Source organism: Streptomyces xanthophaeus, assembly GCF_030440515.1.
GTDB lineage: Bacteria > Actinomycetota > Actinomycetes > Streptomycetales > Streptomycetaceae > Streptomyces > Streptomyces kutzneri.
On the sequence record NZ_CP076543.1, the window covers coordinates 6,246,167 to 6,258,750 of the forward strand.

Annotated in this window: 11 protein-coding genes and 2 pseudogenes; 11 read left to right on the forward strand and 2 right to left on the reverse strand. The window is 73.3% G+C overall.

Features of this window, described 5'->3' with window-relative positions:
• Position 1: 1 nt before the first annotated feature.
• From KO717_RS27870 to KO717_RS27875, 3 genes and pseudogenes are all read left to right on the forward strand, one after another.
• Positions 2-871 (forward strand): annotated as a pseudogene (locus tag KO717_RS27870) (tetratricopeptide repeat protein); the annotation flags it as partial.
• Between the two features lie 27 nt (positions 872-898).
• Positions 899-1,282: pseudogene (locus KO717_RS37515) on the forward strand (DEAD/DEAH box helicase); the annotation flags it as partial.
• A gap of 225 nt (positions 1,283-1,507) precedes the next feature.
• Positions 1,508-2,332, forward strand: coding sequence for a tetratricopeptide repeat protein (locus tag KO717_RS27875; RefSeq protein ID WP_301374810.1), 825 nt, complete (start codon positions 1,508-1,510; stop codon positions 2,330-2,332).
• Positions 2,333-2,399: 67 nt separating this feature from the next.
• Here the strand turns inward: KO717_RS27875 and KO717_RS27880 are convergent, their stop codons facing one another.
• A complete protein-coding gene (locus KO717_RS27880) occupies positions 2,400-3,671 on the reverse strand; it encodes a DUF1015 domain-containing protein (RefSeq protein WP_301372009.1) in 1,272 nt (423 codons plus the stop codon).
• A gap of 87 nt (positions 3,672-3,758) precedes the next feature.
• Here KO717_RS27880 and KO717_RS27885 point away from each other — a divergent pair, with 87 nt between their 5' ends.
• Genes KO717_RS27885 through KO717_RS27900 form a run of 4 tightly spaced genes read left to right on the forward strand, consistent with a single transcriptional unit; the run spans position 3,759 to position 7,864 of the window.
• The gene (locus KO717_RS27885; RefSeq protein ID WP_301372010.1) at positions 3,759-4,829 is read left to right on the forward strand and encodes an HAD-IIA family hydrolase; all 1,071 of its coding nucleotides are present in this window, start codon (positions 3,759-3,761) and stop codon (positions 4,827-4,829) included.
• 49 nt (positions 4,830-4,878) lie between these two features.
• Positions 4,879-5,946, forward strand: a complete 1,068-nt coding sequence (locus tag KO717_RS27890) for a FecCD family ABC transporter permease (protein WP_301372011.1) — start codon at positions 4,879-4,881, stop codon at positions 5,944-5,946.
• A gap of 20 nt (positions 5,947-5,966) precedes the next feature.
• Positions 5,967-7,037, forward strand: a complete 1,071-nt coding sequence (locus KO717_RS27895) for a FecCD family ABC transporter permease (RefSeq protein ID WP_437184658.1) — start codon at positions 5,967-5,969, stop codon at positions 7,035-7,037.
• A 20-nt stretch (positions 7,038-7,057) separates the two neighbouring features.
• Positions 7,058-7,864: an ABC transporter ATP-binding protein gene (locus KO717_RS27900; RefSeq protein WP_301372013.1), complete on the forward strand. Its 807-nt coding sequence runs from the start codon at positions 7,058-7,060 to the stop codon at positions 7,862-7,864.
• Positions 7,865-8,005: 141 nt separating this feature from the next.
• Here KO717_RS27900 and KO717_RS27905 read toward each other — a convergent pair whose 3' ends face one another.
• Positions 8,006-8,353: an SCP2 sterol-binding domain-containing protein gene (locus KO717_RS27905; protein ID WP_301372015.1), complete on the reverse strand. Its 348-nt coding sequence runs from the start codon at positions 8,351-8,353 to the stop codon at positions 8,006-8,008.
• A gap of 64 nt (positions 8,354-8,417) precedes the next feature.
• Here KO717_RS27905 and KO717_RS27910 point away from each other — a divergent pair, with 64 nt between their 5' ends.
• The 4 genes from KO717_RS27910 (at position 8,418) to recN (ending at position 12,517) form a co-directional block, all read left to right on the forward strand.
• On the forward strand, positions 8,418-8,696 hold the full coding sequence (locus KO717_RS27910; RefSeq protein ID WP_301372017.1) for a hypothetical protein: 279 nt from the start codon (positions 8,418-8,420) through the stop codon (positions 8,694-8,696).
• A 7-nt stretch (positions 8,697-8,703) separates the two neighbouring features.
• Positions 8,704-9,519: a TlyA family RNA methyltransferase gene (locus tag KO717_RS27915; RefSeq protein WP_301372019.1), complete on the forward strand. Its 816-nt coding sequence runs from the start codon at positions 8,704-8,706 to the stop codon at positions 9,517-9,519.
• A complete protein-coding gene (locus KO717_RS27920) occupies positions 9,516-10,460 on the forward strand; it encodes an NAD kinase (RefSeq protein ID WP_301372022.1) in 945 nt (314 codons plus the stop codon). Before KO717_RS27915 ends, KO717_RS27920 begins: the two co-directional genes overlap by 4 nt.
• Positions 10,461-10,792: 332 nt before the next feature.
• Positions 10,793-12,517, forward strand: a complete 1,725-nt coding sequence (gene recN / locus KO717_RS27925; protein ID WP_301374814.1) for a DNA repair protein RecN — start codon at positions 10,793-10,795, stop codon at positions 12,515-12,517.
• Positions 12,518-12,584: the final 67 nt, after the last annotated feature.

Here is a 12,584-nt window from a genome sequence, read left to right on the forward strand (position 1 = left end):
CGACGATCGTCCGGAGCGCGAGCCTCGGCGCAACGACGGCGGTGACAGGGGCGGCTACCGCGGGGGCCGTGACGACCGTGGTGGCGACCGCCCCCCGTTCCGTCGTGACGACCGTGGTGCCAGTGGCCGGCCGTCCAGTGGTGGTGGCGGTTTCCGTCGCGATGACCGCGGTGGCCGCCCGGCCGGCGGCGGTGGCGGCGGTTTCCGTCGTGACGACCGTGGTGGCGACCGTCCGTCGTACCCGCGTCGTGACGACGACCGTGGTGGGCGTCCTTCCGGTGGTGGCGGTGGCGGCGGTTTCCGTCGCGACGACCGCGGTGGCGACCGTCCCAGCTTCCCGCGTCGCGATGACCGTGGTGGCAGCGACCGTCCGTCGTACCCCCGTCGTGACGATGACCGTGGTGGGCGTCCCTCCGGTGGTGGCGGCGGCTTCCGTCGCGACGACCGTGGTGGCGACCGTCCGTCCTACCCGCGTCGCGATGACCGTGGTGGCAGCGACCGTCCGTCGTACCCCCGTCGTGAGGACGACCGTGGTGCGTTCCGTGGCGGTCGTGACGACCGTGGCGGCGACCGCCCGTCCTACCCCCGCCGTGACGACCGTGGTGGCGACCGTCCGTCGTACCCGCGACGTGAGGACGACCGTGGTGGGCGTCCCTCCGGTGGTGGCGGCGGCTTCCGCCGTGACGACCGTGGCGGGGACCGTCCGTCGTACCCGCGTCGTGAGGACGACCGTGGTGGGCGTCCCTCCGGTGGTGGCGGCGGCTTCCGCCGTGACGACCGTGGCGGTGACCGTCCGTCCTACCCCCGTCGCGATGACCGTGGTGGCAGCGACCGTCCGTCGTACCCCCGTCGTGATGACGACCGTGGTGGGTTCCGTGGCGGTCGTGACGACCGTGGCGGCGACCGCCCGTCCTACCCGCGTCGCGATGACCGTGGTGGCGACCGTCCGTCGTACCCGCGTCGTGATGACGACCGTGGTGGGCGTCCCTCCGGTGGTGGCGGCGGCTTCCGCCGTGACGACCGCGGTGGCGACCGTCCGTCCTACCCCCGTCGTGACGATGACCGTGGTGGGTTCCGCGGCGGTCGTGACGACCGCGGTGGCGACCGCCCGTCCTACCCGCGTCGCGATGACCGCGGTGGCGACCGTCCGTCGTACCCGCGTCGTGAGGACGACCGTGGTGGGCGTCCCTCCGGTGGTGGCGGCGGCTTCCGCCGTGACGACCGCGGTGGCGACCGTCCGTCCTACCCCCGTCGTGAGGACGACCGTGGTGGGTTCCGCGGCGGTCGTGACGACCGTGGCGGCGACCGCCCGTCCTACCCCCGCCGTGACGACCGCGGTGGCGACCGTGGCGGGTTCCGTGGTGGCCGTGACGATCGCGGTGGCGACCGCGGTGGCTACCGTGGTCGCGATGACCGCGGCGGCGACCGCGACTACCGCTCCGACCGTGACCCGGTCAAGCGGCTTCCGATCGACGAGGACGTCACCGGCCTCGAGATCGACGCCGATGTGCGCCAGGAGCTGCTGAGCCTGCCCAAGGGTCTGGCAGAAGAGGTTTCCAAGAACCTCGTCATGGTCGCGCGGCTGATCGACGACGAGCCCGAGCAGGCGTACGCGTACTCGCGCATCGCCCTGCGGCTGGCCTCCCGCGTCGCCGCTGTCCGCGAGGCCGCCGGCTTCGCCGCGTACGCCACGCAGAAGTACAGCGAGGCCCTCGCGGAGTTCCGCGCCGCCAAGCGCATGACCGGTTCGGTCGAGCTGTGGCCCGTCATGGCCGACTGCGAGCGCGGCCTCGGCCGTCCGGAGCGGGCGCTGGCCATGGCCGGCGAGCCCGAGGTGCAGAAGCTGGACAAGGCCGGTCAGGTCGAGATGCGTCTGGTCGCGGCCGGTGCCCGGCGGGACCAGGGGCAGCTCGAAGCGGCCATCGTGACCCTGCAGAGCCCGGAGCTGGCCTCCAGCTCGGTCCAGCCCTGGACCGCGCGCCTGCGGTACGCCTACGCCGACGCCCTGCTGGCGGCCGGTCGTGAGGACGAGGCGCGCGAGTGGTTCGGCAAGACCCTCGAAGCGGACAAGGACGGGGCGACCGACGCCTCCGACCGTCTCGCCGAGCTCGACGGTGTCGAGTTCGTCGACGCCTCGATCGACCTGTCCGACCTCGCCGAGGACGAGGACGAGGACGAGGACGACGACGAGGGTGAGGACGCGGCGGAGATCGCCGCGGCCGAGCGCGCCTCCGACGTCGCCGAGTACTACGACGAGGACGACGAGGAGTACGAGCCGCTGGAGCAGTCCGCGGCCGACGCCGACGCCGACGTCGAGGGCGACAAGGCCTGAGGCACGGTGACATGAAGAAGGGCGGTACCCCGACCGGGGTACCGCCCTTCTTCATGTCCGGAAGCGATCAGCCGAGGCCGCGCAGGACCAGGCCCGTGGCCGGTTTCGGTCCGAAGGACGTGGACTTGCGGGGCATGGTGACGCCCTGGCGGGCCAGGTCCCGCACGACCTCCTCGCGTACGGGATGCAGCAGGACCGCCGTGCCGCCGTGCCGCTCGGCCATGGCCACGGTGGACGCGGCGTCGTGGATGTACGTGATCTGGTCCGGGGCGTCCGGGATGTTCCAGAGGGCGTCGAGCAGGGTCGCGTGCAGGACGGTGGCGTCCAGCCGGCGCCAGGCCTCGGGGCGGTCGTGGCGGACCGTGGTGTCGAGGAGCGCCAGGTCAGGGTCGGTGACCAGGTGGAAGGCGCCGTCGCCGGCGATCAGGAAGGCGTTGCCGCGTTCCGAGGCGTCCGCGAGGGTGTCCAGGGCCAGCGGGAGCGGTCCGTCGACCGGGCGGACGCGGAAGTGGCCGTCGAGGGCCGCGAGGGCGTCCGGCACCGGGAGGCGGCGCAGCATCCGGTGGATGGCGCGGACCTGGAGCGGATAGCGGGCGGTGTCCACGAGGAGGACCAGGCCGAAGTCCCAGGCGGTGGGGGAGCCGTGCTCCTCCTGGAGGCGCAGGTACGTCGCCCAGCGGTGGTGGCCGTCGGCGATGAGTGCCTGGCGGTGGCTGAGGTCCGCCATGACGGTGGCGAGTTCGGCCGGATCCGTGATGGCCCACAGGCGGTGCTGGAAGCCGTCCTCGGTGGTGGTCGACAGGAGGGGGGCGAGCTGGGCGGTCCGTTCGACGACCGCGGCCGCTCCCGTGCCGGGGTCGTCGCCCCGGTAGGTGAGCAGCAGGGGTTCGAGGTTGGCGGAGGTGGCCCGCATCAGGCCGGCCCGGTCGGTGACCACGTCCGGCATGACGTCCTCGTGGGGCAGGACGATGCCGGCGTCGGCGGCGGACAGGGCGAGGGCGCCGATGAGGCCGCGCTGGAGCAGGCCGGCCCGGCGCTGCTCGTACACGTAGAGCGCGGGCTCGGGGTCGGCGCTGAGGATGCCGTCGGCGAGCCAGTCGTGCAGGGTGCGGGCGGCCTGCTCGTTGCGCGCGGCCGGGGTACCGGCCTGCGGCAGGATCAGGCGGACGATGTTGTGCGGGTCGGCGGATTCGAGGTGGTCGACTCCGTCGGGACGCACGACCACGTCGTACGGCGGCGAGGTGACGGCGGCGAGGCTGCCGACACGCTCGGGGACGTAGCGCAGGCCATGGAACGGGATCAGGCGCAGCCCATGCTCCGCGGTACCAGATGTGGTCATTGGTGCATGGTAAATCGCGTCTCGCCATGCGGGATGATCGGGGCAGTACGGAATCGGACAAGGTCGATCTCATGAGGAGCGGACAGGATGACCCGGCAGCACAGGACCAGCCCCGCGGCGAGTGAGCAGAGTCTGCACCAGGCGTACGACACCGCGCTGCTGGATCTGGACGGGGTGGTGTACGCGGGTGGCGAGGCCATCGCGCACGCCGTGGAGTCCCTCGCCGCGGCGCGGGCGGACGGGATGCACCTCGCGTACGTCACGAACAACGCGCTGCGCACACCGGACGCGGTCGCGGAGCACCTGGGTGAGCTGGGCATTCCGACGGAGGCGGCCGAGGTGATCACCTCGGCGCAGGCGGTGGCCCGGCTGATCGCGGAGCAGGTGGAGCCGGGGTCGAAGGTGCTGGTGATCGGCGGGGACGGGCTGCGGGTCGCGCTGCGCGAGCGGGGTCTGGTGCCGGTGGAGTCGGCCGAGGAGGAGGGGCTCGCGGCGGTCGTCCAGGGGTACGGGGGTCCCGACCTGCCGTGGGGGCGGTTCGCGGAGGCCTCGTACGCGATCAACCGCGGGGTGCCGTGGTTCGCGTCGAACACCGACCTGACGATTCCGGGGGCGCGGGGCATCGCACCGGGCAACGGGGCCGCGGTGGAGGTCGTACGGATCGCCACGGGCGCGGAGCCGCAGGTGGCGGGCAAGCCGCTGCCCCCGATGCACCGGGAGACGGTGCTGCGTACCGGGGCGGAGCGGCCGCTGGTGGTGGGGGACCGGCTGGACACCGACATCGAGGGTGCCTTCAACGGGGAGGTGGACTCGCTGCTGGTGCTGACCGGGGTCACGGACGCGGAGCAGCTGCTGCGGGCCGAGCCGAGGCACCGCCCGACCTATGTGGACCGGGATCTGCGGGGGTTGCTGACCGGGCAGCCCGAAGTGGAGCCGTGCGCGGAGGGTTTCCGCTGCGGAGGCTGGACGGCGGTCGCGACGAACGGCGGCGTGCTGGAACTGCGAGAGGCCGGCGAGGGCGGAGAGGCCGGGCAGGGCGCGGAAGGCGGGGATCCGCTCGACGCGCTGCGGGCGCTGTGCGCGGCGGCCTGGACGGTGGCCGGGGACGGGGCCTGCACGCTGGACATGGCGAAGGCGCTGGCCAGGCTGGGTCTTTAGGGCCCTCCGGGGGATCCGCCCGTGCGGAAGGTAGGTTAGCCTAACCTGCGTGTTGGTCGAGAGTCCCCCCGAACCCGAACGGAGCGCGGCGCCCCAAGAGGGCGCCGGCGCCGCCGTAGCCCGCCCGCGCCATGCCGCACGCGCCGCCGGTCTGCTCGCCGCTTTCGCGGTGCTGGCACTGATCGCCGTCGTGAGCATCGCCGTGGGCGCCAAGCAGATGTCCCTGGACGAGGTCTGGCACGGCCTGTTCTCCTACGCGGGTACGCCCTCCGACGTGGTGGTGCGGGATCTGCGGATCCCGCGCACCCTGCTCGGGCTGATGGTCGGGCTCGGACTCGGACTCTCCGGTGCCGTGATGCAGGCGCTGGCCCGTAACCCGCTGGCCGAGCCCGGCATCCTCGGCGTCAACGCGGGTGCCGCGGCCGCCGTGGTCTCCGCGATCAGCTTCTTCGGCGCGAGTTCGCTGAACGAGTTCGTGTGGTGGGCCTTCCTCGGCGCCGCCTTCGTCTCGGTCCTCGTGTACGTGCTCGGCGGCAGCCGCAGCGCGACCCCGGTGCGCCTCGCGCTCGCCGGTACGGCGGCCAGCGCGGCGCTCGTCGGCTACATCAACGCCGTGCAGCTGATGGACAGCAAGGCGCTGGACAAGCTGCGCTTCTGGACGGTGGGTTCGCTGGCCTCGGCCAACATGGACACCGTCCGGCAGGTGGCCCCCTTCCTGCTCGTCGGCGCGGTGCTCGCGCTGATGCTGGGCCGGCCGCTCAACGCGATGGCGATGGGCGACGACACGGCGCGGGCGCTCGGCGCCCACCTGACGCGGACCCGGATCGGCGCCATGGTCGCCATCACCCTGCTGTGCGGTGCGGCGACCGCCGCGTGCGGGCCCATCGTGTTCATCGGGCTGATGGTCCCGCACCTCGTCCGGTCCTTCACCGGTCCTGACATGCGCTGGGTGCTCGCGTACTCGGCCGTCCTGGCGCCGGCGCTGCTGCTCGGCTCCGACATCGTCGGCCGTGTCGTCACCCGGCCCGCCGAACTGCAGGTCGGCGTCGTGACCGCGCTCCTCGGCGGCCCGGTCTTCATCTACCTGGTTCGGCGCAAGAGGATGGCCCAGCTGTGACCGCGACCGCGCCCACCACCGTGACCGCGACCGACACCCCCCGCAAGGGCCGCCGGTCCGGCTCCCGTCCGCTGCACCTGCCCGGTGGGGTCTCGTTGCGCGTCGAGCGGCGTGCCCTGGCCGTCGGGGTCCTGCTGACCGTCGCGGCGCTCGCGATGTCCGTCGTGCTCATCGGTACCGGCGACTTCGAGATCGCGCCGTGGGACGTCGTCCAGACCCTGCTCGGCAACGGCACCCCCGCCACCGACTTCATCGTCAACGACCTGCGGCTGCCGCGGGCCCTGGTCGCGCTGCTCGTCGGCGCGGCGCTCGGGATCTCCGGAGCCGTCTTCCAGTCCGTCTCCCGCAACCCGCTGGGCTCCCCGGACATGCTGGGCTTCGGTTACGGCTCGGCGGTCGGCGCGCTCGTCGTCATCGTCCTGTTCAAGGGCGGTGCCACCGAGGTGGCCGTCGGCGCGCTGGTCGGCGGCCTGCTGGCCGGAGTTCTCGTCTACCTGCTCGCCTACAAGCAGGGCATCCAGGGCTACCGGCTGGTGCTGGTCGGCATCGGAGCCTCCGCCATCCTGATCGCCGTGATCCAGTACCTGATCACGAAGGCCCAGCTGATCGAGGCCACCCGTGCCATGGTCTGGCTGACCGGCTCGCTGGCCGGCCGGGACTGGGCGCAGGTGTGGCCGCTGCTCGCGGTGTGCGCGGTGCTCTTCCCGCTGGTCCTCGGGCAGGGCCGGGCCCTGCGGATGATGGAGATGGGGGACGACGCCGCGTACGCGCTCGGGGTGCGGGTGGAGCGGACGCGGATGCTGCTGATGCTCGCGGCGGTCCTGCTCACCACCGCGGCGAGCGCCGCGGCCGGGCCCATCAGCTTCGTCGCGCTGGCCGCGCCGCAGCTGGCCCGGCGTCTGACCCGCTCGCCCGGCGGGAACCTGCTGAACGCCGCCCTGATGGGCTCGGTGCTGCTGATGGTGTCCGACTGGGCCTCGCAGCGGGCCTTCGGCGCCGACCAGCTGCCGGTGGGTGTGGTGACCGGCCTCGTCGGCGGTGTCTACCTGCTCTGGCTGCTCGTCACCGAGCGCAAGGCGGGACGTATATGAACCTGATGAGGAGTACGCAAGTGCAGCGGCTGACCGCGGAGAACGTGACCCTCGGCTACGACCAGCGGGTCATCGCCGAGAACCTGTCGGTGGAGATCCCCGACAACTCCTTCACGGTGATCGTCGGCCCCAACGCCTGCGGCAAGTCCACGCTGCTGCGGGCCCTGTCGCGGATGCTGAAGCCGTCCACCGGGCGGGTGCTGCTGGACGGGCAGGCCATCGGGTCGATGCCCGCGAAGAAGGTCGCCAAGACCCTGGGCCTGCTCCCGCAGTCCTCGATCGCGCCCGACGGGATCACGGTGGCCGACCTGGTCTCGCGCGGCCGGTACCCGCACCAGGGGCTGCTGCGGCAGTGGTCGGCCGAGGACGAGCGGATCGTGAACGAGTCGATGGCCTCGACCGGGGTCGCCGAGCTCGCCGACCGGGCCGTGGACGAGCTGTCGGGCGGGCAGCGGCAGCGCGTGTGGATCGCGATGGCGCTGGCCCAGCAGACGCCGCTGCTGCTGCTCGACGAGCCGACGACGTACCTGGACATCCAGCACCAGATCGACGTGCTGGACCTGTGCGCGGAGCTGCACGAGACGCAGGGGCGGACGCTGGTGGCCGTGCTGCACGATCTGAACCACGCCGCCCGGTACGCCACGCACCTGATCGCGATGCGGGACGGGAAGGTCGTCGCGGAGGGGCCGCCGGCCGAGGTGGTGACGGCGGAGCTCGTGGAGAAGGTGTTCGGGCTGCGCTGCCAGGTCATTCCGGATCCGGAGACGGGGACGCCGCTGGTGGTTCCGGCGGCGCGCAAGGCCCGTGCGGTGGCCCGGGCGGAGTAGCTTCCGCCCGGGCGGGCCGTGCCGTTCCGGATGCCGGGTGCGGCGCCGTTGCCGGGGGCGCTGCCCCCGGACCCCCGCGCCTCAAACGCCGGCGGGGCTGGAAGGCGCCGGCGGGGCTGGAGGAGGGGGAGCGCGGTTCGGCTAGAGCATCGCTTTGAGGCGGAGCAGGTCGCGGAAGCCGGCCTCCAGCCTGACGCGGCCCGAGGCCCAGGCCTTCGCGAACTTCAGCTCGCCCGCGACCAGCGCCACGAGGTCGTCGCCCGTCATCGCGAGCCGGATCTCCGCCTTCGACGCGGGCGGGCCCGGGGCGACCGCGTCCACCCGGATCCGGCCCGCGTCGAGGCGGCCCGTGAACGTCTGGTCCAGGTCGGTGATGTGGCAGCTCAGGGAGCGGTCGAACGCGGCCGCGCCGCGTACGCCGTCGTCGGCCCGCGCGAGATTGCCGGAGAGGTTGTCGAGTGCTTCGCGGCACTCCTGGATCGTAGCCATCGTGATCACGACCGTACCGCAGAGCCATGCGTGGTCGCGGGGCGCTTCGAGGTAGCGTCGGGGCATGACCGACGAAGCCGCCGACCTCCGGGCCGAAGCCTCCGCCGAGCCAGCAGAGCCCGTCGAGCCCGCAGAGCCCGTCGGGCCCGTGGCGTTGGGCGTCGTACGCACGCCCACCGGCCACGCCGGCGTGGACGCGCACCTGGCGCGGCTGGCGGACGCGGACCACCTCGCGGCGGACGGACACGTCGAGGTGTACGAGGATGTCCACCGGGGCCTGCGCGAGGCGCTGACCGCGCTGGACGCACCGCCCGTCCCCGGACCGTACGAAAACAGGAGCTGAACCGAACGTGGCAGGAGTGGCACGCCGCCGCCTGGACGCCGAACTGGTACGCCGCAGCATGGCCCGCTCGCGCGAGCACGCCGCGCAGCTGATCGCCGCGGGCCGGGTGACCGTGGGCGGAACCACCGCGACCAAGGCGGCCACCCAGGTCGAGACCAGCGCGGCCCTGGTGGTCCGCAAGGACGACAGCGACCCCGACTACGTCTCCCGGGGCGGCCACAAGCTGGCCGGCGCGCTGGCGGCCTTCCAGCCGCAGGGGCTGGCCGTCGAGGGCCGCCGCGCGCTGGACGCCGGCGCCTCCACGGGCGGGTTCACCGACGTGCTGCTGCGCTCGGGCGTGGCCCACGTGATGGCCGTGGACGTCGGCTACGGGCAGCTGGCCTGGTCGCTGCAGAGCGACGACCGGGTGACGGTCAAGGACCGCACGAACGTGCGCGAGCTGACGGTGGAGCAGCTCGACGGGGTCCCGGTCGACCTGGTCGTCGGTGACCTGTCCTTCATTTCCATCGGCCTGGTGCTGCCGGCGCTGGTGCGCTGCTGCGCGCCGGACGCGGACCTGGTGCTGATGGTCAAGCCGCAGTTCGAGGTCGGCAAGGACCGGCTGGGCAGCGGCGGCGTGGTGCGCAGCCCGGAGCTGAGGGCCGGGGCCGTACGCGAGGTCGCGGCGCAGGCGGCCAAGCTGGGGCTGGGTGTTCTCGGTGTGACGGCGAGTCCGCTGCCGGGGCCGTCGGGGAACGTCGAGTACTTTCTGTGGCTGCGGGCGGGGGCACCGGCCCTCGACCCGGCGGATGTTGACCGTGCAGTGGCGGAGGGGCCGCAGTGACAGATTCAGCGGGTTCAGCAGGTGCAGCGGGTTCACGGATTTCGGGGGAAGGGCGGACGGTCTTCCTGCTCGCGCACACCGGGCGGCCTGCGGCCATCCGCAGTGCCGAGCTGGTCGTGCAGGGTCTGCTGAGATGCGGGCTGGGCGTACGCGTCATGGAGCACGAGGCCGTGGACCTGCCGCTGCCCCCCGAGGTGGAGCTGGTCACCGAGTCCACCCCGGGGGCGCTCGACGGGTGTGAGCTGCTCATCGTCCTCGGCGGGGACGGGACCCTGCTGCGGGGCGCGGAGTTCGCACGCGCCTCGGGGGTGCCGATGCTGGGCGTCAACCTGGGCCGGGTGGGCTTCCTCGCCGAGGCCGAGCGCGACGACCTGGACAAGGTCGTGGACCGGGTGGTGACGCGCTCGTACGAGGTCGAGGAGCGGATGACGCTCGACGTGATAGTGCGCACGAACGGCGATGTGGTCCACCGGGACTGGGCGCTGAACGAGGCCGCGGTCCAGAAGGTGTCCCCGGAGCGGATGCTGGAGGTGGTCCTGGAGATCGACGGGCGCCCGGTGACCGGCTTCGGCTGCGACGGGATCGTCTGCGCGACTCCGACGGGCTCCACGGCCTACGCCTTCTCCGCGGGCGGGCCGGTGGTCTGGCCGGAGGTGGAGGCGCTGCTGCTGGTGCCGATCAGCGCACACGCGCTGTTCGCGAAGCCGCTGGTGACCTCGCCGACCTCGGTGCTGGCGGTGGAGGTGCAGAACGGCACACCGCACGGCGTGCTGTGGTGCGACGGGCGGCGCATGCTGGAGCTGCCCGCCGGGGCACGGGTCGAGGTACGGCGTGGTGCGGTGCCGGTGCGGCTCGCCCGGCTGCACCACGCGTCCTTCACGGACCGGCTCGTCGCCAAGTTCGCACTGCCGGTGTCGGGGTGGCGCGGCGCGCCGCACTGACGGACCGGATCACGGGCGGTGGGCGGCTGCGGCCCTTCGGAGCGACCCCGGGCGAACACGCCGCGCGGGTCGAAGGCGTCGCGCAGCCGCCGTCCGGCCGGCGCCGGATTCGGGCGGGCCGAGGCCTGCCGCTGGACGCGGCGGGTGCGAATGCCGTACTCGTCGCGTCCAAGCCGGACCGAGTCCGAAACGGTCCCCGGCGCCTATTCCCGTGGCAGGAGGGGGAGTTCGGCCGGGAGAGCGTAAATAGCACATGTGTTCGGAGAACTCGGGACGGGTGACGTCACATGGCACCCATGAAACCTCGGTATCGTCGTCCCGTGCTTGAGGAGATGCGGATACGGTCGCTCGGGGTCATCGACGACGCGGTGGTCGAGCTGTCGCCCGGATTCACCGCGGTGACGGGCGAGACCGGCGCGGGCAAGACGATGGTCGTCACCAGCCTCGGGCTGCTGCTCGGCGGTCGCGCCGACCCGGCCCTGGTACGGATCGGGGCCAAGGCCGCGGTGGTCGAGGGCCGCATCGTCATGCGCCCCGACGCCCCCGCCGCCGTACGCGCCGAGGAGGCCGGGGCCGAGCTCGACGACGGCGCCCTGCTGATCAGCCGGACCGTGTCCGCCGAGGGACGCTCGCGCGCCCACGTCGGAGGCCGCTCCGTGCCCGTCGGCCTGCTCGCCGAGCTCGCCGACGACCTGGTCGCCGTACACGGGCAGACCGACCAGCAGGGGCTGCTGCGCCCCGCCCGGCAGCGGCAGGCACTCGACCGGTACGCCGGGGACGCCGTCGCCGTCCCGCTGGAGAAGTACGGCTCGGCCTACCGCAGGCTCCGCGCCGTCGCCGTCGAGCTGGAGGAGATCACCACCCGGGCCCGGGAACGGGCCCAGGAGGCGGACCTGCTGCGCTTCGGGCTGGACGAGATCGCGGCCGTGGAACCGGTGGCCGGCGAGGACACCGAACTCGCCGCCGAGGCGGAGCGGCTCGGGCACGCCGAATCGCTGTCGTCGGCGGCGCAGCTGGCGCACGCCGCGCTCGCGGGCAACCCCGAGGACCCGGAGGCCATCGACGCGAACATGCTCGTCGCGGGCGCCCACCGGGCACTGGAATCCGTACGGTCCCACGACCCGGCCCTCGGCGCGCTCGCCGAGCGGATCGGGGAACTGGGCATCCTGCTGTCCGACGTGGCCGGGGAACTGGCGGGCTACGCCGACGACCTGGACGCCGATCCGCTGCGGCTGGCCGCGGTGGAGGAGCGGCGGGCCGCCCTGACGCAGCTCACCCGCAAGTACGGCTCCGCAGGCACCGTGGACGCCGTGCTGGAGTGGGCCGAACAGGGCGCGGCGCGGCTGCTGGAACTGGACGGCGACGACGAGCGGATCACCGAGCTGACCGCCGAGCGAGACGGACTGCGCGGGGAACTGTCCCTGCTGGCGCAGGCGTTGACGGACGCCCGGGTGGAGGCCGCGACGCGCTTCGCCTCCGCGGTGACGGAGGAGCTGGCCTCGCTGGCGATGCCGCACGCCCGCGTCACCATCGACATCCGGCAGGCGGAGGACCCCGACGGAGTGGACGTGGACGGCCGCCCGGTCGCCTACGGCCCTTCGGGCGCGGACGAGGTCGAGCTGCTGCTGGCCCCGCACCCCGGCGCCCAGCCGCGGCCGATCGCCAAGGGCGCCTCGGGCGGTGAGCTGTCCCGGGTGATGCTGGCCGTCGAGGTCGTCTTCGCGGGGTCCGATCCGGTGCCCACCTACCTCTTCGACGAGGTCGACGCGGGTGTCGGCGGCAAGGCGGCCGTCGAGGTGGGCCGGCGGCTGGCGAAACTGGCCAAGTCGGCGCAGGTCGTGGTCGTCACGCACCTGCCGCAGGTGGCGGCCTTCGCCGACCGGCAGCTGCTCGTCGAGAAGACCAACGACGGATCGGTCACCCGGAGCGGGGTCACCGTCCTGGAGGGCGAGGACCGGATCCGCGAGCTGTCGCGCATGCTGGCCGGCCACGAGGACTCGGTCTCGGCGCGGGCGCACGCCGAGGAACTGCTGGCGGCGGCGCGCGCGGACGCGTGAGATGACACACGGTGAGAAGGGCCCGGAACACGCGGCGTTCCGGGCCCTTCGCCGTCCGGGGATAGTC

Bases quoted from the DNA above. Each gene is read 5' to 3' on its own strand.
- KO717_RS27880 (WP_301372009.1), bottom strand. From the start codon at position 3,671: ATGACCACATCTGGTACCGCGGAGCATGGGCTGCGCCTGATCCCGTTC.
- KO717_RS27885 (WP_301372010.1), top strand. From the start codon at position 3,759: ATGACCCGGCAGCACAGGACCAGCCCCGCGGCGAGTGAGCAGAGTCTG.
- KO717_RS27905 (WP_301372015.1), bottom strand. From the start codon at position 8,353: ATGGCTACGATCCAGGAGTGCCGCGAAGCACTCGACAACCTCTCCGGC.
- KO717_RS27910 (WP_301372017.1), top strand. From the start codon at position 8,418: ATGACCGACGAAGCCGCCGACCTCCGGGCCGAAGCCTCCGCCGAGCCA.
- recN (WP_301374814.1), top strand. From the start codon at position 10,793: ATGCGGATACGGTCGCTCGGGGTCATCGACGACGCGGTGGTCGAGCTG.